Raw genomic sequence first — 23,362 nt, 5'->3', positions numbered from 1 at the left:
CGATCCGGAGACACGCCATGACCATCGCCGTCAGCCCGAACATCGCCGCCAGCCAGACATCACGGGAGACCCATCGCTGGCCCACCGGGGCGCCCGGTCCCGAGCGCCCCGCCGCCCCGGCCCACATTGTCCGCGACGACGCCGAGGCGCTGCGGATCGCCCACGCGCTGGCGGAGGGGTTCCGGGCCGGCGCTTCGGAGCGCGACCGCACCGGGCGCCGCCCCCTGGCCGAACTCGACGCGTTCTCGCAGAGCGGCCTGTGGTCGATCAACGTGCCGCGGGCGCAGGGCGGGCCGGGGCTGTCGTACCGGACCGTGGCCCAGGTCATCGCCATCGTGTCGGCGGCCGACCCGTCGATCGGCCAGATCGCCCAGAACCACCTCGGCATCGTGGCGGCGATCGACACGGTGTCGGACGCGGACCAGAAGGCGCTGCTGTTCGGGCTGGTGCTGGCCGGCACCCGCTTCGGCAATGCCTTCTCGGAGATCGGCACGCCGCGGGCCGCCGACTTCAAGACGCATTTCGTCGAGGACGGCGACCACGTCGTGGTCCAGGGCACCAAGTTCTACGCCACCGGCGCGCTGCTGGCCCATCTCGTGCCCATCGTGGCCCTCGATGACGCGGGCCGAGCCTGGTACGCCATCGCCGAACGCAACGCCCCGGGCCTCACGGTGATCGACGACTGGTCGAGCTTCGGCCAGCGCACCACCGCCAGCGGCACGGTGCGGATCGACGGCGTGCGGGTGCCCAAGACCCATCTGGTGCCGGCCTGGAAGGGCTACGCCGCCCCGAGCGCCGACGGGGCCATCTTCCAGATCATCCAGGCGGCCGTGGATGCGGGCATCGCCCGGGCGGCGCTCGCCGAGACCATCGAGTTCGTGCGCACCCGGTCGCGCCCCTGGGTCGACAGCGGCCTGGAGCGGGCCTCCGACGACCCCCACACCATCCGCATCGTCGGCGACCTGACCATCCGGCTGCACGCGGCCGAGGCGCTGCTCGACCGGGCGGGCCTCGCCCTCGACGCCGCCGTGGCGGCACCGCAGGCCGACACGGTGGCGGCGGCGCAGCTGGCGGTGGCGGAGGCCAAGGTGCTCACCACCGAGGTGGCTCTGAGCACGACCAACACCCTGTTCGAGCTCGCCGGCACCCGCTCGACCCTAGCCGAGCACAACCTCGACCGGCACTGGCGCAACGCCCGCACCCACACCCTCCACGACCCCGTGCGCTGGAAATACGCGATCGTCGGCAATCACGCCCTCAACGGCGTGAACCCGCCCTTCCACGCCTGGAGCTGACGCGGGGGAACCGGACGGAGCGCGGCGGCGCCCCCGCCGCGCCGTCGTGCGCCTCGGCAACCCAGGTGCTTTTTGACGCGGGAGAACCGGGCTTCGACGGGGAAAAACGGAGCTTGTGTACGCAATCAGCGTCTGGAGATCGCGCGGGCGTGATCCATGTGCTGTCCATGAACTTCATCCCCCTTCATCGACATCTTCAGGACTGCTCGGCCCCCGACCCGGCGAGGATTCTGGCGGCGGCCCGGGCGGTGGCGGACCGGGCCGGCGAGCGCGCCGACGCCCTCGACCGCGCGGGCGGGTTTCCGGCCGAAGACGTGGCCCACGCATACGAGGCCGGACTGCTGGCGGCGCCGCTGCCGGTGTCCCTCGGCGGCGCCGGCCTCGACGCGCCCGAGCGGGCGCCGGTCCTCGCCGACGTCCTGGCGCGGGTCGGGCGCGGCAGCCTCGCCCTCGGCCGACTCTATGAGGGCCACGTCAACGCCCTGCTGCTGATCCTGCGCTACGCCGACCCGGCGGTGGCCGAGCGCCTCGCAGGCGACGTCCGGGCCGGGCACCTGTTCGGGGTCTGGAACACCCAGCCCCAGACCGGCGGCCTCAGTCTGGAAGACGTGCCGGACGTGGAAGGCTTGCCGGGCGTCGAAGACTTGCAAGGCCTGGAAGGCTTGGAAGCTCCGCAAGGAGCCGAGGCCGGCTGGCGGCTGCGCGGGGTCAAGTCGTTCGCCTCCGGGGCCGGATCGGTCACCCGCCCCCTCGTCACCGCGCGCCGGCCGGACGGGCGCCAGCAGATGCTGGTGGCCAACCTCGTGGCCGGGACCCGGGCCGACCTTTCCGGTTGGCAGGCCCACGGCATGCGCGCCTCCACCTCGGGCATCCTCGACTTCACCGGCCTGCCCGCCGATCCGGGCGGCTTCGTCGGCGGACCGGACGCCTACTTCGCCGAGCCGCACTTCTCCGGCGGGGCCTGGCGCTTCGCCGCGGTGCAGCTCGGCGGCATCGAGGCGGTGTTCGACGCCCTGCGGACCCATCTCCGGGCCACCGGGCGCGGCGGCGACCCGCACCAGGCCGCCCGCCTCGGGGAGGCCGCGATCGCGGTGGAAACGGCGCGCCTGTTCGTGGCCCGGGCGGCGGTGCTGGCCAGCGACCCGGCGGCGGAGCCCGAGCGGGTGATCGCCTACGTCAACCTCACCCGTCTGGCGGTGGAACGGGCCGGGCTCGACGTGCTGGAGCGGGCCCAGCGCTCGGTCGGGCTCTCGGGCTTCCTCAGCCCGCATCCCCTGGAGCGCCTGGCACGGGACCTGGCGACCTACCTGCGCCAGCCCGGGCCGGACCGGGCGCTCACCGCCGCGGCGGCCCATATCCTCGCCGAGGCGCGGCCGGCGGACCTCCTGTGGCGCGATCCCCCCGGGATGCTTGCGCCCGAGGCGCGATCGGCGGGTGTTTGAGGTGCAGCGCGGTCCGCGCATGATGGCGTCCGGACCACCGATTCCCCTCCCGTCCGCTTCAGGCTCGGGGCCGTGCGTCCCATCGGCGAGGCTTTCATGACCGGCTCCATCCCGACACGCGCCACCCGGACATTGCCGGCGGATTATTTCACCGACCTCTACGCCGCCAATCCCGATCCCTGGGACTTCACCACCTCGCCCTACGAGCACGCCAAGTACGCCGCCACCCTGGCGGCGCTCGGCCGGCCGACCTACGCCGAGGCCCTGGAGATCGGCTGCTCGATCGGCGTCATGACCCGGCGCCTCGCCGATCGCTGCGGGCGCCTGCTCGCCCTCGACGTGGCCGAGAGCGCCCTCGACACCGCCCGCGCGCGCTGCGCCGACAGCCCGCAGGTCGACTTCCTGCGGGCGGCGGTGCCGGATGAATGGCCGCCCGGCCGGTTCGACCTCGTGCTGCTGTCGGAGGTGCTGTACTTCTTCACCCCCGAGGACCTGTCCCGGATCGCCCAACATCTCACCGCGTCGCTGAAGCCCGGGGGCGAGGTCGTCCTGGTGCACTGGCTCGGTGAGACGGACTTTCCCCTCAGCGCCGATGCGGCCGTGGAAACCCTGATCGGGCTGACGGCGCCCGGCCTGACGCCCCGCCACCAGAGCCGCACCGAGCGCTACCGCCTCGACGTGCTGCAGGCGCCTCCGGTTTCGGCCCCGCAGGCCCCCGCGTGAGGCGGGCGCCCCCGGCAGAGGCTCCGGACCCGTCCCTGGTCCATCGCCACGCCGCCTGGGTGCGGCTGACCCACTGGCTCAATGCCGCCGCGTTCCTGGCCCTGCTGGTCAGCGGCGTCGCGATCCTGCTCGCCCTGCCGCGCCTGTTCTGGGGCGAGACCGGGGCCAACGGGGCGCCGGCCGCCCTCGACCTGCCGCTGCCGGTCAACCTCGAACAGACGGGCTGGGGCCGCAACCTGCACTTCCTCGCCGCCTGGGTGCTGGTGCTCAACGGGATCGTCTACGGCATCGTCGCCTTCGTGGGCGGCCACTTCGCCCGAGACCTCGTCCCCGACCGGGACCAGCTCGCTCCGCGCCACCTCGCCCGCGAGATCGCCGACCATGTCCGCCTCCGGCCGGCGCGCGGCCGCGAGGCCCTGCGCTACAACGCCCTGCAGAAGTTCGCCTACCTGGCGGTGCTGTTCGGCCTGTTTCCCCTGATGGTGCTCACCGGGCTGACCATGTCGCCGGGCGTCACGGCCGCCTATCCGGAGCTGTTCACCCTGTTCGGCGGCCGGCAATCGGCGCGCACGCTGCATTTCCTCACCGCCTGCCTGCTGGTGGCGTTCCTGGTGGTGCACGTGGCCCAGGTCTTCGTCGGCGGGGCCGGCAACCTGATGCGCTCGATGATCACCGGACGCTTCCGCGTTCCCGGAGACGATTCCCGAGTTCCTTCCCGAGTTCCTTCCCGAATTCCTGCTGCGGAGCCCCCCGATGCGTGACCTCTCGCGCCGCCGCCTCCTCGCCGGTTCGGGCACGCTGCTGGGCGCCGGGCTGCTCGGCGGCTGCGAGGCGCCGGCCCTGTCGCGGCTCGCCACCCCCTACGACTGGAGCAACGGCCTGACCTTCGCGGTCCAGCGCTGGCTCCAGCGCCACCAGCCCCTGGTGCGCGAGTTCGGGCCGGAGGCGATCTCGGCGGTGTTCCCGACCATCAACACCACGGACCCGGACCATTCCGATTACCGGCGCTCCAAGGCCCTCGGATTCACGGATTGGCGGCTCCCGGTCGGCGGCCTCGTCGAGCGCCCGGGCGCGTTCTCCCTCGCCGACCTCCGGGCGATGCCGGCCCGGGCACAGATCACCCTCCACGCCTGCGAGCAGGGCTGGTCGGCCATCGCCAAGTGGACGGGCGTGCCGCTGGCCCACCTGCTCGCCACGGTGGGCCTGAAGCCGGAGGCCCGCTTCATCGTGGTGCGCAGCGTCGATGGCTGGTGGGACAGCTACGACCTGTTCGATGCCCTCCATCCGCAGACTATCCTGGCCTACGGCATGAACGACGCCCCCCTGCCGGTGGCGCACGGCGCCCCGGTCCGCCTGCGGGTGGAACGCCAGCTCGGCTACAAGAGCCTGAAATATCTCAGCGCGATCGAGGCGGTGGACCGGGTCGACGGCCTCGGCCAGGGTCGCGGCAGCATGGTCGCCGAACTCGGATTCCCCTGGTACGCGGGCATCTGAAGCCGAAGAACCTGCCTTCATGGCAGGCATAAGGCTCTGCCTTCATGGCAGGCATTCTGCCCAAGCGCGTTGCATTTTCGGAGCCGGTCTGTCAGTTTTTCGCTGGTATACCAGAGATGCCTACCCGCATCGTCGGCGATGGCCGACCCTGAAGGCGGACGGCGCGAGAATGTGGGGTGTCAGATGTCGCATGGGGTTGGCCCTGAACGCCGGACCGGAATCCCTGTCGGTGGTGTCCCTGCCGGCGTTCCTCTCGGATCATCCCTGAGCGCCCGGGTGTTCCGGCCGATCCTGGCCGGCGCGACCCTGCGCGAGCGGCTGATCGGCTGCCTCGGCGCGCTCATCGGCATCGCCCTCACGGGGCTCGTCAGCGGCTGGATCGTCGGGGAGGGGCCGCACATCCCCCTGATCGTCGCGCCCATGGGCGCGACGGCGGTGCTGCTCTTCGCCGTACCGGCCAGCCCCCTGGCCCAGCCCTGGCCGATCATCGGCGGCAATACGATCTCGGCCCTGATCGGCGTCACGGCCGCGCATTTCATCTCCAACCCGGTCCTGGCCATCGGGGTCGGCGTCTCGCTGGCCATCGCCGTGATGTCGTTCACCCGCTGCCTGCATCCGCCCGGCGGAGCCGCCGCCCTGACCGCCCTGATCGGCGGCCCCGCCATCGCCTCGTCCGGCTTCCTGTTCCCGTTCGTCCCGGTCTGCCTCAACTCCCTCATCCTGGTCGGGCTCGGCATCGCCTTCCATCGGGTCTCGGGGCGGACCTATCCGCACGTCGCACCCGCCACCCCGGTCAACCCGCACGGCACCGCCGACGCGCCCGCCCCGGTGCGGGTGGGCTTCAACGTCCGGGACGTCGACGCGGCGCTGCTGACCCTCAACGAAACCCTCGACATCGACCGCACCGACCTCGACCGTCTGCTGCGGGAGGTCGAGGCCCAGGCCCTGCAGAGGACCCACGGAACCCTGACCTGCGGGGCGGTGATGTCCCGCGACGTGATCACCCTCGGCCTGCACGAATCGCCCGAGCGAGCCCGCGACCTGCTGCTCCGGCACAACATCCGGACGCTGCCGGTGGTGTCGGAATCCGGCCAGCTCGTCGGCACGGTCGGTCTGCGCGAGCTGTCGCTGCGGAGCGAGGGGCGTTCGGGGCAAAATCCCGTGCCGGAGCTGGCGCGGGTGATGTCGGAGGCGCGGACGGCCGAGCCGGACGCGCCGGTGCTCAGCCTGGTCGAGGTCCTCACCAACGGCCATAGCCATGCGGTGGTGGTTACCGCTCCGGACGACCGCATCCTCGGAATCGTCACCCAGACCGACCTGCTCGCGGTCCTGACGCGCCTGGTCTCGGCGAAGGCGTTCGAGGCGCCGGACGTAGCGCCCCGGGGAGCGGCTCTGCAGCCGGCTTCCTGAGCCGGATCCGGGTTCCTGAAGCGGGACCGGCCTTCCGAGCGGGGACGTCTGGCCCGCTTGTTGCACGCCTCGGCTCCCGGCGCGCCGGATGCGCCCGCAGGTCCCGCCGATGCCAGACACGCTGCACGAGACGCCCGTTCTGCTCCACCTGCTGCATGCCGCCCTGATGGTGGCCAGCATGATGCTGACCTGGCAGGTCCACCGCCTCCGCACCGCGTCGCCTGCACGAACGTCGGCCGGGACCAGGGCGCCGGTGGGCCGGTCTTAGGACGGTCCGTCCGAAGAAGGCCGCTCAGGCGTTCAGCCCGCCGGCCTCCACCACGAAGCGCGCGATGGCGTCCGCCCCGTGGCCGTCGCGCAGGGACGAGAACACGTAGGGCCGGGTGCCGCGCATCCGCTTCGTGTCCGATTCCATGATGCCGAGATCGGCGCCGACCAGGGGCGCGAGGTCGGTCTTGTTGACGATCAGAAGATCCGAGCGGGTGATGCCGGGGCCGCCCTTGCGGGGGATCTTCTCGCCGCCCGCCACGTCGATGACGTAGAGGGTCAGGTCGGCGAGTTCCGGCGAGAAGGTCGCCGCGAGGTTGTCGCCGCCCGACTCGATCAGGATCAGGTCGAGCTTCGGGAAACGCCGGCGCATCTCCGCCACCGCCGCGAGATTGATCGAGGCATCCTCGCGAATGGCCGTGTGCGGACAGCCGCCGGTCTCGACGCCCATGATCCGCTCCTCGGGCAGGGCGCCGGCCACGGTGAGGAGGCGGGCATCCTCCTTGGTGTAGATGTCGTTGGTGATGGCGCAGATTTCGTACGTGTCGCGGAAGCGCTTGCACAGTTGCTCCATCAGGGCCGTCTTGCCGGAGCCGACGGGGCCGCCGATGCCGACGCGAAGCGGGCCGTTGAGAGACGTCATCGCACATTCCTCATGCGGGGGGCTCAGGACCGGAAGATCCGGGAATACTGGGTCTCGTGCCGGAACGAGCCGAGGTCGAGATTCAGGGTGGCGCTGCCGAGATCGTCGCGGGTGAGCGCCGGAATGGTGACGGCGAGCGCCGTCACCCGCGGCGTCAGGGCGGCGACGATCCGCGTGCCGGCGCTCTGGCCGATGGGCGCGCAGCGCAGGGCCGCCGAGACCAGGTTCTGCAGGAAGGCGAGGCCGAACCCGGCCAGCACCGGCGCCAGGGCCATGCGGTGGGCGCCGGCCGCGAGCCCGACGGCGACGGGGTAGGCGACCGCGCCGGGCAGGCCCGCGGCGAGGCGATCGAGGCCCGGCGTGCCCCAGGCCGCCACGGTGGCGTCGAGGAAGCTGCGGCCCTGCTGGCTCGTCTCCAGGTGCAGTTCGCGCGAGGGGGCCAGGGCCAGGGCGAGGTCGTTGACCTCGGACAGCCTCGGCGCGTCTCCGGCCGACGCCGCCGCATGGGCTTCGGCCAGGAGGATGAGGTCGTTGCGGCCCGAGCCGTGCTCGAGCACGTCGGCGAGCCAATCCGTCAGCGAGGCCTCGTCGCCGACCTCGCCGCTCTCCACCGCGCCCTCGAGCCCGTGCGAATAGGCGTAGGCCCCCACCGGATAGCCCGGCGACAGCCACGCCATCAGGCGCAGGGCCTCAATCATGAGCGTGCGGATGGTCGTGCAAGTGGTCGTGCAAGTGGTCGTGCGGGTGGTGACCATGATGGTGGGCGTGGTGATGCTGACTTGCGGCCTCGCCCGCATAGGCGCCGCCCTCCGGCCGGAACGGGCGCTGGACCGGTTCGGCGCTGCCGCCCAGTCCACGCACCATCTCGGCGAGCACGTGGTCGAAGCCGATATAGACCGCGTCGGTGCCGATCTCGGCCGGGATATGCCGGTTGCCGATGTGCCAGATCAGGCGCTTGAGGGCGTGATCGTCGGCCGCCCGGATCTCCAGCAGCGGCTCCGGCGCGGCCTCGACCCAGACCAGCCGGCCATCCTGCAGCACCAGGGCGTCGCCGTCGTCGAGGACGGTCGGCTCGGGCAGGTCGAGCAGGAAGGACAGCCCGCCCGCGGCGCGCATCGCCATACGCCGGCGGTGCCGGTCGCCATGGTCGAGGACGATGCGATCGACGATCTCGCCGGACAGGGCATCGCGGCGCTGGACGTGGGTGGCGCGGATCATGGGGCGTGGGACGATACGGTGCAGGTGGTCACGGGATCGGCAGAGTTCATCAGGTGAAGCGAGGCTCGAGAGGGCCGGGATAGAAGCTGTCGTCCAGGATCTGCGCCAGGGTGTAGGGACAGGCCTGCGGAAATGTCTGTTCCGCCAGCCCGGTCTCGCTCGCCGCGCGGACGCGCGCCAGGTGATAGGCCTTGGCCAGGACCCTCTCCGGCCAAGCCCGGAGGCTCGGGCTGACATCGAGAAGACCTTCGATCTGGAGACGCTGCTCGACCATCGAGGCGCGCCAGCCGTATTTCCGATGGTCCGGCTGGAATTCCCATTTCAGCAGGTGCTGGAGCAGCACGGCGAGGCGGTTCCGGATCTCGGATTTTTGGGATCCACCCAAGCTCTCGATTTCCTCGGCAAGATGGTACCAGTCGATGCGGTGCCGGTCGCTGGCTTGCTGGTCGCCGGCTTGCTGGCCACCGGCTTGCCGCCCCCCCGTGCGCAGAAGGGCGGCCTGATCCTGCGTCCACAGGTAGAGGTCGGTCTCGTAGAGGTCGTGCCCCTGGGATGGGCTGAGGGCCGCCTTGGACATGTGGGACTCCGCGCGCGTCGACCGCATCCTACCTCAAAACAGGAAGTAGCGCTGCGCCATCGGCAGCACCTCGGCGGGCTCGCAGACCAGGAGTTCGCCGTCGGCGCGGACGTCGTAGGTCTCGGGGTCGACCTCGATGTGTGGGGTGGCGTCGTTGAGGATCATGCTCTTCTTCGAGATGCCGCCGCGCACGTTCTCGACGGCGACGAGGCGCTTCTGCACCCCCAGCCTCTCGCCCAGGCCATCCTCGATCGCCGCCTTCGACACGAAGGTCAGGGCGGTGGCGAAGGGCACCCGGCCGTAGGCCCCGAACATCGGCCGATAATGCACCGGCTGCGGCGTCGGGATCGAGGCGTTGGGGTCGCCCATCGGGGCGGTGGCGATGGCCCCGCCCTTGATGACGAGATCGGGCTTCACCCCGAAGAAGGCCGGATTCCACAGGACGAGATCGGCGAGCTTGCCCGGCTCCACCGAGCCGATCTGGCCCGAGACGCCGTGCGCGATGGCCGGGTTGATGGTGTACTTGGCCACGTAGCGGCGGGCGCGCAGGTTGTCGTTGCCGGAGGTGTCGCCCGGCAGGGCGCCGCGCTGGCGCTTCATCTTGTCGGCCGTCTGCCAGGTGCGGATGACGACCTCGCCGACCCGGCCCATGGCCTGGCTGTCCGAGGACATCATCGAGAGCGCGCCGATGTCGTGCAGGATGTCCTCGGCCGCGATGGTCTCGCGCCGGATGCGGCTCTCCGCGAAGGCGAGGTCCTCCGGGATGGCCGGGTCGAGGTGGTGGCACACCATCAGCATGTCGAGATGCTCGTCGATGGTGTTCTTCGTGTAGGGCCGCGTCGGGTTGGTCGAGGACGGCAGCACGTTGGCCAGCCCCGCCACCTTGATGATGTCCGGCGCGTGGCCGCCGCCCGCCCCCTCGGTGTGGAAGGCGTGGATGGTCCGCCCCGCGAAGGCCCGGATCGTGTCCTCGACGAAGCCGGATTCGTTGAGCGTGTCGGAGTGGATCATCACCTGCACGTCGTGGAGGTCGGCGACGGTGAGGCAGGTGTCGATGGCCTGGGGCGTGGTCCCCCAATCCTCGTGCAGCTTCAGCGCGCAGGCCCCGGCGCGGACCATCTCCACCAGGCTCTCGGGCCGCGCCGCGTTGCCCTTGCCCGCGAAGGCGAGGTTCATCGGGAAGGCATCCGCCGCCTCGATCATTCGGGCGAGGTGCCACGGCCCGGGGGTGCAGGTGGTGGCGAAGGTGCCGTGCGCCGGCCCGGTGCCACCGCCCAGCATGGTGGTGATGCCGGAGCACAGGGCCTCGTCGATCTGCTGCGGGCAGATGTAGTGGATGTGGCTGTCGAACCCGCCGGCCGTGAGGATCTTGCCCTCGCCGGCGATTACCTCCGTGCCGGGGCCGACGACGATGTCGACGCCGGGCTGGATATCCGGGTTGCCGGCCTTGCCGAGCTTGGCGATCCGGCCCTTCACGATCCCGACGTCGCACTTCACCACGCCCCAATGGTCGAGGACCACCGCGTTGGTGATGACGGTGTCCACCGCCCCGTCCTGGTTGGTGACCTGGGATTGCCCCATGCCGTCGCGAATCACCTTGCCGCCGCCGAACTTCACCTCCTCGCCATAGGTGGTGTGGTCGCGCTCGACCTCGATCACGAGGGACGTGTCGGCGAGCCGGATGCGGTCGCCCGTGGTCGGGCCGAACATGTCGGCATAGGCGGCCCGGGGCAGGGCGGCGCGAGGGGGCATGTTGGCCATGGTGTCAGAGCGCTCCCATCACGTCGCCGCGGAACCCGTACACGGTGCGGTTTCCGCCGAGCGGCACCAGCACGACCTCGCGGGTCACGCCGGGCTCGAAGCGCACCGCCGTGCCGGGGGCGATGTCGAGGCGCTGGCCGCGCGCCGCCTCGCGGTCGAAGGTCAGGCCGGGATTGACCTCGTAGAAGTGGTAGTGCGAGCCGACCTGGATCGGCCGGTCGCCGACATTCGAGACCGTCACCAGGGTCCGGGGCGCACCTTCGTTGAACACGATCTCGCCGGGCAGGGTGGTCACGGTGCCGGGCACCTCCGCCGAGGCCGCGCCCCGGATCGGGTGGTGCACGGTGACGAGCTTAGTCCCGTCCGGGAAGGTCGCCTCGACCTGGATGTCGTGGATCATCTCGGGCACGCCGTCCATGCACTGCTCGGCGGTGAGCACGTGCCCGCCGGCCTGCATCAGCTCCGAGACCGAGCGCCCGTCCCGCGCGCCCTCGACCACAAAGTCGCTGATCAGCGCCACCGCCTCCGGGTAATTCAGCTTCACGCCCCGGCCGAGCCGGTTGCGGGCCACCTGCGCGGCCATGGCGAGGAGGAGCTTGTCCTTTTCGCGAGGGGTCAGGAGCACGGGAGAGACCTCGGGGGTTGGGCGCGGGCCGGTCAGCCGCCGGTGAAGGCAAGGACCGTGCGCGGTGAGGGTTCGGCGCGGCAAGCTCGCCGCAGTCAGCGCGGCGCGCATGGATGCATTCCGGCGCCGCGAGTGCAAGGACCCCGAGCCGGTTGACAGCAGGCGCCTCCCCGGCCGAACAGCGAAGTCGATCCTCACGCCAAGCCAAGGGCCGGCCCCGTGACCTATCCCCGCGACCTCGTCGGCTACGGCCGCACCCCGCCGCATCCGCACTGGCCGGGCAACGCGCGGATCGCGGTGCAGATCGTGCTCAACTACGAGGAGGGGGGCGAGAACTGCATCCTGCACGGGGATGCGGCCTCGGAGGCCTTCCTGTCGGAGCTCGTCGGCGCGCAGCCCTGGCCGGGCCAGCGTCACATGAGCCTCGAATCGCTGTTCGAGTATGGTGCGCGGGCCGGGTTCTGGCGGCTGTGGCGGCTGTTCCGATCGCGCAACATTCCCGTGACGGCGTTCGCCGTCGCCACCGCGCTGGCCCGCCATCCCGACATCGCCGCCGCCATGCGGGAGGCCGATTGGGAGATCGCCTGCCACGGGCTGAAATGGATCGACTACCGCGACTTCACCCGCGCCGAGGAGAAGGCGCACATGGACGAGGCGATCCGCATCCACACCGATCTCACCGGGGCGCGCCCGCGCGGCTGGTACACCGGGCGCTCCTCGCCCCACACCCTCGACCTCGGGATCGAGGCCGGGATGACCTATCTCGCCGATTCGTACGCCGACGACCTGCCGTACTGGATCGCGGAGCCCAGCGGCCGGGGCCTCGTGGTGCCCTACACCCTCGACGCCAACGACATGAAATGCGCGGCGATCCAGGGCTTCAACACCGGCGACCACCTCTTCACCTACCTGCGCGACACCTTCGATGCGCTCTATGAAGAGGGCGAGCACGCGCCCAAGATGATGTCGGTGGGCCTGCATTGCCGGCTCGTCGGCCGGCCGGGGCGGATCGGCGCCCTGGTCCGCTTCCTCGACCATATCGCCGCCCACGACCGGGTCTGGGTCGCCCGCCGCATCGACATCGCCGAGCACTGGATGCGGACGCACCCGCCCGCCTGACGGCGGCGCGCCGGAATAACGCGGGACACGCCGCATCGCCCCTCTTGCCAGCCGCCGCCGCCGCGGGCTTCGATGCGCGCCATGACCGAGACCAGCCCGGACGCCGCCGTCGCCCCCCCACCCGCACGTCGGCGTCGGAAGGACGGCGAGGCGCGCCGCGTGATGATCCTCGATGCAGGGCTTGCCCTGTTTTCGAGCGTTGGGCTGCATGGCGCCAGCGTCGAGGGCATCGCCGAGCGGGCGGGCCTCTCGAAGACCAACCTGCTGTACTACTTTCCCTCGAAGGAGGAGCTTTACATTGCGGTCCTGCGCCGGGTGCTCGCGGTCTGGCTCGATCCGCTCCAGGCCTTCGACGCCGACAGCGAGCCGGCCGAGGCCTTCCGGCACTACATCCGCGCCAAGCTGACCCTGTCGCGCGATGCGCCCCAAGCCTCGCGCCTGTTCTGCCTGGAGATCGTTCAGGGAGCGCCGCTGCTGCGGCCGGAGTTGGAAGGCCCGCTGCGCGACCTCGTCGAGGCCAAGGCCACCGTCATCCGAAGCTGGAGCGCGCAGGGGCGAATCGGCCCGCACGACCCGCATCACCTGATCTTCTCGATCTGGGCGATCACCCAGCACTACGCCGACTTCGCCGTGCAGGTGGATGCCGTCAGCGGGCGCAGCCTCGACGATCCGGCCTTCTTCGAATCGGTCGTCGCCAGCACGCAGGACCTGATTCTGGCCGGGCTCGGCCTGAATCCCGCGCGGTAGCGGGCCGAATCCGCCATCCATCTGGGCAGCGACCGCTCAACCGCTAGGCAAACCGGAGAGACTTTATGCAACCACCGGAAAAGCGCCGAATGGAGTTTGACCATTTGGTCTAAATAGAGTTGGATCGTCGGTGCCGGGGGTGATGTCAGTCTCCCGTCCGGTCTCGACAGGCCCTCGTCTTGCTTTGTCCAGTCCGTGCCTGTTGCGAAGTCTTGTCCTTCAGCCGGGGCTGCCCGGTGCGAGCGAGGTTGCCATGAACGTCGGCGTCTTCATCCCGATCGGAAACAACGGCTGGCTCCTGTCGGAGAACGCGCCGCAGTACAAGCCCAGCTTCGAGCTGAACAAGCAGATCGTGCTCAAGGCCGAGGGCTACGGCTTCGACTTCGCCCTGTCGATGATCAAGCTGCGGGGCTTCGGCGGCAAGACCGAGTTCTGGGACCACAACCTCGAATCCTTCACCCTGATGGCGGGTCTGGCCGCCGTCACCAGCCGGATCAAGCTGTTCGCCACGGCCGCGACCCTGTGCATGCCCCCCGCCATCACGGCCCGGATGGCCGCCACCATCGATTCGATCTCGAACGGGCGCTTCGGCCTCAACCTCGTCACCGGCTGGCAGCGGCCGGAATACGCCCAGATGGGCCTGTGGCCCGGCGACGAATATTTCTCGCGCCGCTACGAGTATCTCTCGGAATACGCGCAGGTTCTGCGCGACCTGTGGGAGACCGGCACCTGTACCCTCAAGGGTGACTTCTTCCAGATGGACGATTGCCGTCTCAGCCCGCGCCCGCAGGCCGAGATGAAGATCATCTGCGCCGGCCAGTCGAGCGCCGGCATGGAGTTCACGGCGAAGTACGCCGACTATAATTTCTGCTTCGGCAAGGGCGTGAACACGCCCACCGCCTTCGCCCCCACGGTGGAGCGGCTGGAATCTGCCAAGGCTGCGACCGGCCGCGACGTCTCCTCCTACGTGCTGTTCATGATCATCGCCGACGAGACCGACGAGGCCGCCCGGGCCACCTGGGAGCATTACAAGGCCGGCGCCGACCAGGAAGCCATCGCCTGGCTCGGGGTGCAGGGCGCCGCCGACACCAAGTCGGGCACCGACACCAACGTGCGCCAGATGGCCGACCCGACCTCGGCGGTGAACATCAACATGGGCACGCTGGTCGGCTCCTACGCCGAGGTGGCGCGCATGCTCGACGAGGTCGCCACCGTGCCGGGCACCGAGGGCGTGCTGCTGGTGTTCGACGACTTCCTCAAGGGGCTCGACGCCTACGGCACCCGCATCCAGCCCTTGATGGCCAGCCGCGCCCATATCGCCGCGGACGCCGAGAGCATGGCGAAGGTGGCGTGATGGACCAGACCGCGAAACCGGCCGGCTACACCGACGCGGCAGGTCGCCAGGGTGCCATCACCCTGGCGGCACGGCCCGAGCCCATCGCCTTCGACGCCGCGGCCACCGCGCTCATCGTCGTCGACATGCAGAACGCCTATACCAGCCCGGGCGGCTACCTCGATCTGGCGGGATTCGACGTCTCGGGCACCGGACCGGTGGTGGCGCAGATCGCCCGCGCGGTGACGACGGCCCGGGCCGCCGGCATCCGAATCGTCTGGTTCCAGAACGGCTGGGACCCCGATTACGTCGAGGCCGGCGGCCCGGGTTCACCGAACTGGCACAAGTCCAACGCCCTCAAGACCATGCGGGCGAAGCCGGCCATGAACGACCGCCTGCTCGCCAAGGGAACCTGGGACTACGCCCTGGTCGACGCCCTCAAGCCGGAGCCCGGCGACATCGTGCTGGGCAAGTCGCGCTACAGCGGCTTCTACAACACCCAGCTCGACAGCCTGCTGCGCGCGGCCGGCATCCGCACCCTGGTCCTCACCGGCATCGCCACCAACGTCTGCGTGGAATCGACCCTGCGCGACGGCTTCTTCCTCGAATATTTCGGCATCGTGCTGGCCGACGCCACCCATCAGGCAGGGCCGGCCGCCCTGCAGGCGGGGGCGCTCGCCAACATCGAGACCTTCTTCGGCTGGGTCTCGGACGTCGCCGCCTTCGAGGCGGCCCTGCGGCCGGACCTCGCGCGCCCGGCGGCGGCGGAATAGGGCCGCCCGCCGCGATTCGCCTGCAAGCTCCATCGACAAAGGCGCCTTCCCCGCCCCAGGAGACCTCCGACCATGCCCAAGACCGTGATCATTCCGCCCGGCACCGGCAAGCCGCTGGCGCCCTACGTGCCCGGTACGCTGGCCGACGGCGTGCTCTACGTCTCGGGCACGCTGCCCCTCGACGCGGAGGCGAACGTCGTCCACGTGGGCGATGCCGCCGCGCAGACCCGGCACGTGCTGGAGACCATCAAGGGCGTGGTCACCGCCGCCGGCGGCACCATGGACGACATCACCTTCAACCACATCTTCCTGAAGGACTGGGCCGATTACGCCGCCATCAACACGGTCTATGCCACGTACTTTCCCGGCGAGAAGCCGGCGCGCTACTGCATCCAGTGCGGTATGGTGAAGCCCGACGCGCTGGTGGAGATCGCCTCGGTCGCGCATGTGGGCAAGGCCTGAGCCCTCATCCTTCGCTGAAGCCTCGTCCTTCGTTCAAGCCTCATCCTGCCCGAGGCATTCCTCCTGACCCATTCTCGTGAGGCATCGATGGCGATCCATCACGCGGTCCAGGGCTCCGGCGCCCGGACGGTCCTGCTCTCCCCGGGGCTCGGCGGCTCGGCCGGCTACTTCGCGCCGCAGATGGACGCGCTGACCGCGCGCTTGCGCGTGATCACCTACGACCATCGCGGCACCGGCCGCTCGGGCGGGCCCCTGGAGCCCGGGCACGACATCGCCGCCATGGCGCGCGACGCCCTCGCCGTGATGGATGCCTGCGGGTCCGAGCGCTGCGACATCGTCGGGCACGCGCTCGGCGGGCTGATCGGCCTCGAACTCGCCCGCACCCATCCGGACCGGGTCGGCCGCCTCGTCGTGATCAACGGCTGGGCCCGGGCGGATTCCGCCACGAGGCGCTGCTTTGCCGCCCGCAAGGTGTTGCTGGCCGAGAGCCCGGAGGCCTATGTCCGGGCGCAGGCCATCTTCCTCTACCCGGCGGCCTGGCTGTCCGAGCACGCGGACCGCGTGGCCGAGGACGAGGCGCACGCCCTGGCGCATTTCCCCGGGCGCGACACGGTGCTGGCTCGGATCGCGGCGCTGGAAGCCTTCGACCTGACGGTGGATCTCCCAGGCATCGCGCACGAGACCCTCGTCATGGCGGCGGAGGACGACGTGCTGGTGCCCTATCTGTGCTCGGAGGCTCTGGCGCGGGGGCTGCCCAACGCGCGCCTCGACCGGGTGCCGAGCGGCGGCCACGCCCACAGCGTGACCCGCGCCGACGCCTTCAACCGGACGCTCGTGGCGTTCCTCGCATCCCAGGAGTGATCCCCATGAGCCAGACGAACCCCAGCGCGGCAGATTTCCCCGGCGCGGCAAACCTGCCCGGCGTCGAGGCCGACGCCTATCGCGGCGCGATGGCGCGCGTGGCCGGCGCCGTCCACCTCATCACGACCGACGGGGACGGGGGCCGGGCCGGCTTCACCGCCTCCGCGGTGTGCAGCGTCAGCGACGGGCCGCCGACGCTGCTGGTCTGCATCAACCGGTCGTCCTCGGCCTATGCGGCGGTGAGCGCCAACGACGTGCTGTGCGTGAACACCCTGGCGGCGGAGCAATCCGGAATCGCCACGGCCTTCGGTGGGCGCACCCCGATGGAGACGCGCTTTGCCGCCGCCACCTGGACCACCCTCGTGACCGGCGCTCCGGTCCTCCCCGGAGCCCTCTCGGCCTTCGATTGCCGCATCGTCGGCCGGCACCCGGTCGGCACCCACGACGTCCTCTATTGCGAGGTGGTGGGCCTGGCCGAGCCCGGCGACGGGCACGGCCTCGTCTACGCCGACCGGCGCTATCACACCGTGCCGCTCAGCCCCGAAGCCCCGCCCGAAGCCCCGCGCGAAGCCGCGGCCTGAACGGCCTCCGTCCTCTGGCGAAGCAGAGACTCCGGCGCATCAAAAACCGCTCCGCTTCCGGAACGACGAAGGCCGGCGCCCCGCCTGGGAACACCGGCCATCCTCAGGATCGGGACCGGGACTTACCAGCGGTCGGCGCGGGGAGCGCGGACCGAACCGGTGGTCAGATCGCCCGTGACGTTCCGCTGAACGATCGTATCGCCGTGGCTCCGGCGCATCGCGTGCAGGTTGTGGGCGGCGGCCCGTCCCTCGAGACCACCCGGAGCCACGGCGGCCGGGATGCCGGCGGGTGCGTTGTAGCTCTGGGCGACGGCGCCCGAGGCGGACAGGCCCAGGGCGATGGCGAGGGTGGCGGAGACGGCAGTGGTGAGACGACGATGGGTCATGGCAGGAATCCTCGATCGGAACGCGTGTCGCAAAGACGCGAGGCGGTGCGCTCCAGTTCCTGCAATCTGTGCGCGTATGGCGCCGAAAACAACACACTCTGCTTGAGGATTGTGCATTAAGGATGAGCAAAGCGGCACGAACTCCAACGCTCATCTCCCGCCGATGCGCTCGAAGTCTTGAAAATTCCTCATTTGCTCCGGGCACTTGATCGAACATCACCGTTTTCTGCGGCATCGCGGCGGATCTGGCATGGTTCTGGACGCCGCGTGCGAATCCGCACCCGGACGGCTGGATTTCTCGACTTCGGCACGCGAAACGCCGGCCCGGCCTGCGGGCGAACCGAGGTCTGAAGCACGGATCGGCGTCCAACAGGAGGCTCGGCTTCGCGGCGGTCAGCCGTCGCGCGCCAGGGTGGCCTCGATCTGGCCGTGCGGCTCGTCGGTGGGCAGGAAGACCTGGCCTCCATGGGCGATGCCGAAGGGCGCCAGGTTCATCGGGATGTAGTGCTTGTTGGGCATCGCGAAGTGGATCTCGGCGATGTCCGGCCGGGCCTCCAGCACCGCCTCGCCCATGCGGTACATGCTGTCCTGCACGCCGGCGCTGTAGGTGGTGGCGAAGACCGTGATCATCGTGTCGAGGATGGCCGCGTTGGCCGCCACCGGGTCGGCCGGCGGCGCGGTCCAGGTCCAGGTCGCGTCCATGCTGGTGGCGCAGATGCGGTCGTGGGTGTCGGGCAGGGTCCGGAAGGCGTCGTCGACGAAGTCGGCCCAGCCGGATTCCGTGGTCTTCATCAGGGTGTAGCCGCGCAGGCCCGATTGCAGCACCGCGCCGGAGCGGTCGGCGACGAGGCGGACGAAGGGCGCGCCGTTGCCGTCGAGGGTGAAGGTGTGGGCGTGCGGCGCCCCCGCGATGGTCCGGCGCAGCCAACGGGTTTCCAGCGCCTCGATGGTGACGGTGGCGACCTGCGCGTAGCGCTCCAGGAACAGGTCGGCGACATGGCCCACGAAGGCCTCGGTCTCCGCCTCGACCTGCTGGGCGGCGGTGATGTTGACGATGTTCTTGATGCTGTCGGTGGCGATCACCTGCCGGTTGTCGCCCGACGTCCAGGCGGCGCCGAAATCGCCCTCCAGCAGCACCGTCAGGGTGAGTTCGCGCACGCTGTGGCGCGCGTCCCCGCGCACCAGCCGGAGCACCCGCACGCGGCCCTTGCCGTATCGTGCCTTCGTCAGCGCCATGGTGCGGGTCCTCTCACGATCGATGGTCTCCCGGACCGGGTCCGGCGGCTCACGCCTCGGCGGCATGGGCGAGGCGGGCGGCCTCGGCCCGGGCGCCGTCCCGGCTGCCGAGACCGTTGAAGAACAGGTTCAGGGCGACCGCCGACAGAGCCGCCAGCAGGATGCCGGATTCCAGCAGCGGATGCAGCACGTCCGGCATCTGCTTGAAGAAGGCCGGCGCTACCAGTGGGATCAGCCCGAACCCGACCGAGACCGCGACAATGAACAGGTTGTTGCGGTTGGCGGCGAAATCGACCGCGCCGAGGATGCGTGTGCCGGTGGCCGCCACCATGCCGAACATCACCAGCCCGGCTCCCCCCAGGACGCAGGGCGGCACCGCCTCCACCAGGGCCGCCAGCTTCGGAACCAGCCCGAGGCCGAGCATCACCACGCCGCCGATCACCGTGACGACGCGCGAGCGCACGCCGGTGACGCCGACGAGGCCGATGTTCTGCGAGAACGAGGTGTACGGGAAGGTGTTGAACACCCCGCCCAGCACCGTGCCGAGGCCGTCGGCGCGCAGGCCCCGGATCAGGCGGGCCTCGTCCACGGTCTCGCCGGTGATCTCGGCCAGGGCCAGGAACATGCCGGTGGATTCGATCATCACCACCACCATGACGAGGCAGAGGGTGAGGCTGGCCACGAGATCGAACTTCGGCACCCCGAAGGCGAAGGGCCGCACCACGTCGAACCACGGCGCCGAGGCCACCCGCGACAGGTCGACGAGGCCGAAGGCGCCCGCGACCCCCATGCCGAACACGATGCCGATGAGCACCGAGGCCGAGGCGACGAAGCCGCGGGTGTAGCGGGTGAGGCCCAGGATGACGAGAAGGACGAACAGCGCGATGCCGAGATAGAGCAGCGCCCCGTAGGCCGGGTTGCCGAGGCCGCCTGCGGCCCAGTTCACGCCCACCCGCATCAGCGAGATGCCGATGACGAGGATCACCGTGCCGGTCACCACCGGGGGAAACAGGGGCAGCAGCCGCCCGACCAGGGGCGCCGCCAGGAGGGCGAACAGGCCCGCGACGATGACCGCCCCGTAGATGCCCGTGAGCCCGAGATCCGGGCTGGTGCCCATGGCGATCATCGGCGTCACCGCCGCGAAGGTCACGCCCATCATCACCGGCATGCGGATGCCGATGCCGGGCAGGCCCCAGCTCTGGATCAGGGTGGCGAGGCCGCAGGCGAACAGGTCGGCGCTGACCAGCATCGCCACCTGCTCGGACGGGAGCTTGAGGGCGCGCCCGACGATGAGCGGCACCGCGACGGCGCCGGCATACATCACCAGCACGTGCTGAAGCCCGAGAAGCAGGAGGGCCAATGGTGGGGCGGTGGGCGCGGAGCGGCCGGCTGGACCGGGCTGGGACGATGCGGGGGTTGAAGAAGAGCCGGATGCGGAAGAGCTGTGATCCACGCGACGGTCCCTCGTCTCGCGCGCGCCCGGGAAGGCCGCGGCAGTCCGGGTCCGCAAGCCACATGCCAGCCCAAGGCCTCGTCCCCCGGAAGGGCGGACCCGTACGACCGGGTGAAATCACGCGGCACCATCCGAGGCCGCGCACCGGTCCGCCGGCCCCGCCCCGTCCGGCACGTCGCCGGCCGGCACGGCGGGAGAGATGCGGAAGGGCGAGATGCTCAAGGCCGGAGAGATGGGCGGCGGATCGGGCAATACCGGCGTCCCCGGTGCATCGCCGGCCGCCGACGGCAACAAGACCCAGGATTCGCGCACGACCCACACGCGGGATCGCTGAACCCTACTCCGCCCGGGGGCGGGGCACCCGCGCCCGGGCGGGCGCCGGATCGCGGCCCGGATCGCGGCCCTGCCTGTCGGGCCGCCTGACGGAAGGTCAGGATTCGCGCGGCACGCTTTGAGTCACGTCGTCCCGGCTCACGTTGTCCCGGCTTCCATCTTGCCGGCTCGCGTCTTGCCGGCTCGCGCCGTCCGTTTTCGGGTCGCCCTTGTGCGAATCGCTTTTGCGAAGTTCGTCGTAGAGGCGCTGGACCTCCTGGATCGTGGCATGGCCCCGGCTCCAGTTGGTCTCGCGGACATTGGTCTCGGTGAAGGCGCTGTGCGAGGTGCCGCCGAAGCCGTTGAACACCGTCTCGACTCCGGCCTGGTGATAGTCGATCCGGTACGAGGGGCTGAACCCCTTGCCTTTCTGTTTGCCGGTCACGCCGATGCGCACCCGGGCGTCGCCGTGCCGCTTCTGGCAGAAGCGCATGTTGCCGAGCAGGCGGCGCAGGTACTCCTCCGGCGCGGCGAGATCGCCCGCGACCTGGAGCAGGGTCGCGTCGGGCGGAAGATGCGTCTTGCGGATCATGGCGCCCTCGTCTCATGGTCCAGCGGACCGAGCGGACTTCGCCCGGCGGGCAGGATCGCGCGCAAGACCACATTTCCGCGGCCCTGGCGAGCGCCACGCGCGCCGGATGGCCCGTTGCCTGCTATGCCGGCCTGCCGAAAGCGGCCCCGAGCAGGAAAGATTCCAATGCCGATTCTCGACGACCTGAACCGGGCTTCGCCCGCGGCGTTCGTCGATGCCCTCGGGGCGGTGTTCGAGCACGCGCCCTGGGTCGCCGAGGCGGCGGCCGGGCAGCGCCCATTTCCCACGGTCACGGCGCTCCTCGCCGCCATGCGAGCCGCGGTGGAGGCCGCCCCCGAGGCGGCGCGCCTCGGCCTGCTGACCGGCCACCCCGAACTCGCGGGCCGCGCCGCCCGCGACGGGCGGATCGCCCCCGATTCGATCGCCGAGCAGGCCTCGGCCGGGCTCGACCGCCTGTCCGAGGCGGAATACGCGCGGTTCGCGGCGCTGAACGCGGCCTACGTGGCGCGCTTCGGGTTTCCCTTCATCCTCTGCATCCGGCGCCACGGCCGCGCCTCGCTCCCGCGCGCCTTTGCGGCGCGTCTCGCCTCCGACGCCGAGACCGAGCGCGCCACCGCCCTGTCGGAGGTGTTCCGCATCGCCGCGATCCGCCTCGGTGCCCTGGTCGAAGGACCGGGCGCCCTGCGCACCACCGGGCGGATCTCGACGCACATCCTCGACACTGCGGCGGGACGGCCGGCGTCGGGCGTGGCGGTGGAACTGCACGAATGGGTCTCCGACACCGAGACCGCCCTCATCGCCCGGGCCGTGACCAACGCGGACGGGCGCACCGACGCGCCCCTCATCGCCGACCGTCCGGTGCCGATCGCCGCCTACGAGCTGCGCTTCCACATCGGCGACCATTTCCGGACGACCCAACCGGGCCTGCCCGAACCGCCCTTCCTCGACATCGTGACGCTGCGCTTCGGCGTCGCCGAGCCGGAGGGGCATTATCACGTGCCGCTGGTGGCGAGCCCGTGGAGCTACCAGACCTATCGGGGCAGTTGAGCCACGGACTCCTGAGCCCCGGACTTCTGAGCATTGGACTTCTGAGCACCCGAATCCTTCGCTCTTTGGGATGCGCTGTCCCGACGCGGAGCGCCCGCGCTTCCCCATCCAGTCGATCCGTTGCCGAGCGAAGCAGCCATCATCGATCCAGCCTGATCCGCGCAAGATATCGACCAGCACCATCCTGAAGACCGCCGGCACGCGTGCGCAGACGTCGAGATGTGCGGAACAAGCCTCGGTGATGTCGGGCCGGTCCGGCACGTCCTTTGCCAGGACCATCCTCGATCATGCGGGCGCCGGGCTCGCGGGAGGACGTGATGTGCCGCAGCTGTTCCTGAAGCGTAGGTTTGCAAGCGTTGGAATGCTCGGGCGGAGCCTCGCGGCCGCGCTCGTCACGGCCGGCCTGTTCATGCTGACGCCGGCGCCCCGGGCCCAGGGCACCCTGATCGCTCCCGGCGGCCAGTCCCGGGTCACGGCCCCCGGCGGCCTGCGCGGACGCGCGGCCCTCCGACACCGGGCGATCCGGCACCGGGCAGCCCGGCACCGGGCACCCCGGCACAAACGTCACCGCTGAGCCCGCTTCCGCCGAAGCCGCGCCGAACGCCGACCTTTCCGAAAGCCCGACGCGACATCGCGCGACGCTCTCCGCCTCCTTGCGAATTCTGGAGCCTGCCATGATCCAGCCCACCCCGATCCGTTTGATCACCGTCCTCACCCTGTCGCTCGGCCTCGCCGGGGCGGCCCTGGCCCAGGGCGCCGGCGCGCCGGCCGGCATGGATGCCGCCACCGCGCCGGGCGGCACCGAGGGCCGGGCAGGCCCCCGCAACGAGGCCGAGGCGATCCGCAGCGGCGACGCGATCCCGGTCCCGCCCCGGGCCGGCGGCATTGCGGCCGAGTCGATACCTGCCGAGTCGATGCCTGCCGAGTCGATACCTGCCGAGTCGATGCCCACACGCGGAGCGAACGTCCCGCCGCCGCGTCCCTGATCGGCCGGTCGAGCCTCCA

General features: G+C 70.7%; 26 protein-coding genes and 1 pseudogene. 17 read left to right on the top strand and 10 right to left on the bottom strand.

Features of this window, described 5'->3' with window-relative positions; genetic code table 11:
- The first annotated feature begins 17 nt into the window (after nucleotides 1–17).
- The 7 genes from ASF57_RS05195 (at nucleotide 18) to ASF57_RS25410 (ending at nucleotide 6,632) form a co-directional block, all read left to right on the top strand.
- The gene (locus tag ASF57_RS05195; protein ID WP_056480819.1) at nucleotides 18–1,295 is read left to right on the top strand and encodes an SfnB family sulfur acquisition oxidoreductase; all 1,278 of its coding nucleotides are present in this window, start codon (nucleotides 18–20) and stop codon (nucleotides 1,293–1,295) included.
- Between the two features lie 167 nt (nucleotides 1,296–1,462).
- On the top strand, nucleotides 1,463–2,737 hold the full coding sequence (locus ASF57_RS05190; protein ID WP_082503711.1) for an acyl-CoA dehydrogenase family protein: 1,275 nt from the start codon (nucleotides 1,463–1,465) through the stop codon (nucleotides 2,735–2,737).
- A 96-nt stretch (nucleotides 2,738–2,833) separates the two neighbouring features.
- The gene (locus ASF57_RS05185; protein ID WP_056480901.1) at nucleotides 2,834–3,460 is read left to right on the top strand and encodes a class I SAM-dependent methyltransferase; all 627 of its coding nucleotides are present in this window, start codon (nucleotides 2,834–2,836) and stop codon (nucleotides 3,458–3,460) included.
- Nucleotides 3,457–4,221, top strand: coding sequence for a cytochrome b/b6 domain-containing protein (locus ASF57_RS05180; protein ID WP_056190529.1), 765 nt, complete (start codon nucleotides 3,457–3,459; stop codon nucleotides 4,219–4,221). The genes ASF57_RS05185 and ASF57_RS05180 overlap by 4 nt, the downstream gene beginning before the upstream one ends.
- Nucleotides 4,214–4,954 (top strand): molybdopterin-dependent oxidoreductase, encoded by a 741-nt coding sequence (locus ASF57_RS05175; protein ID WP_056190530.1) that lies wholly within the window; start codon nucleotides 4,214–4,216, stop codon nucleotides 4,952–4,954. The genes ASF57_RS05180 and ASF57_RS05175 overlap by 8 nt, the downstream gene beginning before the upstream one ends.
- Nucleotides 4,955–5,230: 276 nt before the next feature.
- The gene (locus tag ASF57_RS05170; RefSeq protein WP_056480817.1) at nucleotides 5,231–6,364 is read left to right on the top strand and encodes an HPP family protein; all 1,134 of its coding nucleotides are present in this window, start codon (nucleotides 5,231–5,233) and stop codon (nucleotides 6,362–6,364) included.
- A gap of 109 nt (nucleotides 6,365–6,473) precedes the next feature.
- Nucleotides 6,474–6,632: a hypothetical protein gene (locus ASF57_RS25410; protein WP_156375972.1), complete on the top strand. Its 159-nt coding sequence runs from the start codon at nucleotides 6,474–6,476 to the stop codon at nucleotides 6,630–6,632.
- Between the two features lie 24 nt (nucleotides 6,633–6,656).
- Here the strand turns inward: ASF57_RS25410 and ureG are convergent, their stop codons facing one another.
- From ureG to ASF57_RS05140, 6 genes are read right to left on the bottom strand one after another with little or no spacing between them, the layout of a single operon-like run.
- Nucleotides 6,657–7,274 (bottom strand): urease accessory protein UreG, encoded by a 618-nt coding sequence (gene ureG / locus ASF57_RS05165; RefSeq protein WP_056190534.1) that lies wholly within the window; start codon nucleotides 7,272–7,274, stop codon nucleotides 6,657–6,659.
- A 23-nt stretch (nucleotides 7,275–7,297) separates the two neighbouring features.
- Nucleotides 7,298–7,972 carry an urease accessory protein UreF gene (locus ASF57_RS05160; RefSeq protein ID WP_056480815.1) on the bottom strand — a complete coding sequence of 225 codons (675 nt, stop codon included), beginning with the start codon at nucleotides 7,970–7,972 and terminating at the stop codon, nucleotides 7,298–7,300.
- Nucleotides 7,965–8,492, bottom strand: a complete 528-nt coding sequence (locus tag ASF57_RS05155; protein WP_056480813.1) for an urease accessory protein UreE — start codon at nucleotides 8,490–8,492, stop codon at nucleotides 7,965–7,967. Before ASF57_RS05155 ends, ASF57_RS05160 begins: the two co-directional genes overlap by 8 nt.
- A 49-nt stretch (nucleotides 8,493–8,541) precedes the next feature.
- On the bottom strand, nucleotides 8,542–9,069 hold the full coding sequence (locus tag ASF57_RS05150; protein WP_056480811.1) for a DUF29 domain-containing protein: 528 nt from the start codon (nucleotides 9,067–9,069) through the stop codon (nucleotides 8,542–8,544).
- Between the two features lie 33 nt (nucleotides 9,070–9,102).
- Nucleotides 9,103–10,830, bottom strand: coding sequence for an urease subunit alpha (ureC, locus tag ASF57_RS05145; protein ID WP_056190542.1), 1,728 nt, complete (start codon nucleotides 10,828–10,830; stop codon nucleotides 9,103–9,105).
- 4 nt (nucleotides 10,831–10,834) lie between these two features.
- Nucleotides 10,835–11,455 carry an urease subunit gamma gene (locus tag ASF57_RS05140; protein WP_056190544.1) on the bottom strand — a complete coding sequence of 207 codons (621 nt, stop codon included), beginning with the start codon at nucleotides 11,453–11,455 and terminating at the stop codon, nucleotides 10,835–10,837.
- A 219-nt stretch (nucleotides 11,456–11,674) separates the two neighbouring features.
- On the opposite strand from ASF57_RS05140, the pseudogene puuE reads away from it, so the two are divergent.
- The 7 genes and pseudogenes from puuE to ASF57_RS05105 all read left to right on the top strand — a co-directional run.
- Nucleotides 11,675–12,568 (top strand): annotated as a pseudogene (gene puuE / locus ASF57_RS05135) (allantoinase PuuE); the annotation flags it as partial.
- 87 nt (nucleotides 12,569–12,655) lie between these two features.
- Nucleotides 12,656–13,321, top strand: coding sequence for an HTH-type transcriptional regulator RutR (gene rutR, locus ASF57_RS05130; protein ID WP_156375971.1), 666 nt, complete (start codon nucleotides 12,656–12,658; stop codon nucleotides 13,319–13,321).
- Nucleotides 13,322–13,574: 253 nt separating this feature from the next.
- The gene (rutA, locus tag ASF57_RS05125; protein ID WP_056480805.1) at nucleotides 13,575–14,675 is read left to right on the top strand and encodes a pyrimidine utilization protein A; all 1,101 of its coding nucleotides are present in this window, start codon (nucleotides 13,575–13,577) and stop codon (nucleotides 14,673–14,675) included.
- Nucleotides 14,675–15,427, top strand: a complete 753-nt coding sequence (gene rutB, locus ASF57_RS05120; RefSeq protein ID WP_056480803.1) for a pyrimidine utilization protein B — start codon at nucleotides 14,675–14,677, stop codon at nucleotides 15,425–15,427. Before rutA ends, rutB begins: the two co-directional genes overlap by 1 nt.
- 72 nt (nucleotides 15,428–15,499) lie before the next feature.
- Nucleotides 15,500–15,889: a pyrimidine utilization protein C gene (gene rutC, locus ASF57_RS05115; protein WP_056480801.1), complete on the top strand. Its 390-nt coding sequence runs from the start codon at nucleotides 15,500–15,502 to the stop codon at nucleotides 15,887–15,889.
- 87 nt (nucleotides 15,890–15,976) lie between these two features.
- On the top strand, nucleotides 15,977–16,750 hold the full coding sequence (gene rutD / locus ASF57_RS05110) for a pyrimidine utilization protein D (RefSeq protein WP_056480799.1): 774 nt from the start codon (nucleotides 15,977–15,979) through the stop codon (nucleotides 16,748–16,750).
- Nucleotides 16,751–16,755: 5 nt separating this feature from the next.
- Complete coding sequence (locus tag ASF57_RS05105) at nucleotides 16,756–17,331, top strand: flavin reductase (RefSeq protein ID WP_056480797.1); 576 nt, start codon at nucleotides 16,756–16,758, stop codon at nucleotides 17,329–17,331.
- A 122-nt stretch (nucleotides 17,332–17,453) separates the two neighbouring features.
- Here ASF57_RS05105 and ASF57_RS05100 read toward each other — a convergent pair whose 3' ends face one another.
- The 4 genes from ASF57_RS05100 to ASF57_RS05085 form a co-directional block, all read right to left on the bottom strand.
- The gene (locus ASF57_RS05100) at nucleotides 17,454–17,717 is read right to left on the bottom strand and encodes a hypothetical protein (RefSeq protein WP_056480796.1); all 264 of its coding nucleotides are present in this window, start codon (nucleotides 17,715–17,717) and stop codon (nucleotides 17,454–17,456) included.
- A 393-nt stretch (nucleotides 17,718–18,110) separates the two neighbouring features.
- On the bottom strand, nucleotides 18,111–18,953 hold the full coding sequence (gene pucL / locus ASF57_RS05095; RefSeq protein ID WP_056480794.1) for a factor-independent urate hydroxylase: 843 nt from the start codon (nucleotides 18,951–18,953) through the stop codon (nucleotides 18,111–18,113).
- A 49-nt stretch (nucleotides 18,954–19,002) separates the two neighbouring features.
- The gene (locus ASF57_RS05090) at nucleotides 19,003–20,313 is read right to left on the bottom strand and encodes a nucleobase:cation symporter-2 family protein (protein WP_056480792.1); all 1,311 of its coding nucleotides are present in this window, start codon (nucleotides 20,311–20,313) and stop codon (nucleotides 19,003–19,005) included.
- A 523-nt stretch (nucleotides 20,314–20,836) separates the two neighbouring features.
- Nucleotides 20,837–21,310: a hypothetical protein gene (locus tag ASF57_RS05085; protein ID WP_200935819.1), complete on the bottom strand. Its 474-nt coding sequence runs from the start codon at nucleotides 21,308–21,310 to the stop codon at nucleotides 20,837–20,839.
- A 165-nt stretch (nucleotides 21,311–21,475) separates the two neighbouring features.
- On the opposite strand from ASF57_RS05085, the gene uraD reads away from it, so the two are divergent.
- The 3 genes from uraD to ASF57_RS26730 all read left to right on the top strand — a co-directional run bounded on the left by uraD (nucleotide 21,476) and on the right by ASF57_RS26730 (nucleotide 23,343).
- Entirely contained in the window at nucleotides 21,476–22,357 is an 882-nt protein-coding gene (gene uraD, locus ASF57_RS05080; protein ID WP_056480790.1) for a 2-oxo-4-hydroxy-4-carboxy-5-ureidoimidazoline decarboxylase, read from the top strand.
- A 241-nt stretch (nucleotides 22,358–22,598) separates the two neighbouring features.
- A complete protein-coding gene (locus ASF57_RS05075) occupies nucleotides 22,599–22,931 on the top strand; it encodes a hypothetical protein (RefSeq protein WP_156375970.1) in 333 nt (110 codons plus the stop codon).
- A 100-nt stretch (nucleotides 22,932–23,031) separates the two neighbouring features.
- Nucleotides 23,032–23,343 (top strand): hypothetical protein, encoded by a 312-nt coding sequence (locus tag ASF57_RS26730; RefSeq protein WP_244476819.1) that lies wholly within the window; start codon nucleotides 23,032–23,034, stop codon nucleotides 23,341–23,343.
- Nucleotides 23,344–23,362: the final 19 nt, after the last annotated feature.

It is taken from the genome of Methylobacterium sp. Leaf117 (assembly GCF_001422985.1).
Lineage (GTDB): Bacteria > Pseudomonadota > Alphaproteobacteria > Rhizobiales > Beijerinckiaceae > Methylobacterium.
This window is presented reverse-complemented; position numbering and strand designations above follow the sequence as displayed.

Excerpts from the sequence above, each read along its gene's own strand:
- rutC (WP_056480801.1), top strand. The coding sequence starts at position 15,500 with ATGCCCAAGACCGTGATCATTCCGCCCGGCACCGGCAAGCCGCTGGCG.
- ASF57_RS05190 (WP_082503711.1), top strand. The coding sequence starts at position 1,463 with ATGAACTTCATCCCCCTTCATCGACATCTTCAGGACTGCTCGGCCCCC.
- ASF57_RS05105 (WP_056480797.1), top strand. The coding sequence starts at position 16,756 with ATGAGCCAGACGAACCCCAGCGCGGCAGATTTCCCCGGCGCGGCAAAC.
- ASF57_RS05100 (WP_056480796.1), bottom strand. The coding sequence starts at position 17,717 with ATGACCCATCGTCGTCTCACCACTGCCGTCTCCGCCACCCTCGCCATC.
- ASF57_RS05150 (WP_056480811.1), bottom strand. The coding sequence starts at position 9,069 with ATGTCCAAGGCGGCCCTCAGCCCATCCCAGGGGCACGACCTCTACGAG.
- ASF57_RS05155 (WP_056480813.1), bottom strand. The coding sequence starts at position 8,492 with ATGATCCGCGCCACCCACGTCCAGCGCCGCGATGCCCTGTCCGGCGAG.
- ASF57_RS26730 (WP_244476819.1), top strand. The coding sequence starts at position 23,032 with ATGATCCAGCCCACCCCGATCCGTTTGATCACCGTCCTCACCCTGTCG.
- rutR (WP_156375971.1), top strand. The coding sequence starts at position 12,656 with ATGACCGAGACCAGCCCGGACGCCGCCGTCGCCCCCCCACCCGCACGT.
- ASF57_RS05085 (WP_200935819.1), bottom strand. The coding sequence starts at position 21,310 with ATGATCCGCAAGACGCATCTTCCGCCCGACGCGACCCTGCTCCAGGTC.
- rutB (WP_056480803.1), top strand. The coding sequence starts at position 14,675 with ATGGACCAGACCGCGAAACCGGCCGGCTACACCGACGCGGCAGGTCGC.
- rutA (WP_056480805.1), top strand. The coding sequence starts at position 13,575 with ATGAACGTCGGCGTCTTCATCCCGATCGGAAACAACGGCTGGCTCCTG.
- ASF57_RS05075 (WP_156375970.1), top strand. The coding sequence starts at position 22,599 with ATGTCGGGCCGGTCCGGCACGTCCTTTGCCAGGACCATCCTCGATCAT.
- pucL (WP_056480794.1), bottom strand. The coding sequence starts at position 18,953 with ATGGCGCTGACGAAGGCACGATACGGCAAGGGCCGCGTGCGGGTGCTC.
- ASF57_RS25410 (WP_156375972.1), top strand. The coding sequence starts at position 6,474 with ATGCCAGACACGCTGCACGAGACGCCCGTTCTGCTCCACCTGCTGCAT.
- rutD (WP_056480799.1), top strand. The coding sequence starts at position 15,977 with ATGGCGATCCATCACGCGGTCCAGGGCTCCGGCGCCCGGACGGTCCTG.
- ASF57_RS05175 (WP_056190530.1), top strand. The coding sequence starts at position 4,214 with ATGCGTGACCTCTCGCGCCGCCGCCTCCTCGCCGGTTCGGGCACGCTG.
- ASF57_RS05185 (WP_056480901.1), top strand. The coding sequence starts at position 2,834 with ATGACCGGCTCCATCCCGACACGCGCCACCCGGACATTGCCGGCGGAT.
- ASF57_RS05160 (WP_056480815.1), bottom strand. The coding sequence starts at position 7,972 with ATGATTGAGGCCCTGCGCCTGATGGCGTGGCTGTCGCCGGGCTATCCG.
- ASF57_RS05195 (WP_056480819.1), top strand. The coding sequence starts at position 18 with ATGACCATCGCCGTCAGCCCGAACATCGCCGCCAGCCAGACATCACGG.
- ureG (WP_056190534.1), bottom strand. The coding sequence starts at position 7,274 with ATGACGTCTCTCAACGGCCCGCTTCGCGTCGGCATCGGCGGCCCCGTC.
- uraD (WP_056480790.1), top strand. The coding sequence starts at position 21,476 with ATGCCGATTCTCGACGACCTGAACCGGGCTTCGCCCGCGGCGTTCGTC.
- ureC (WP_056190542.1), bottom strand. The coding sequence starts at position 10,830 with ATGGCCAACATGCCCCCTCGCGCCGCCCTGCCCCGGGCCGCCTATGCC.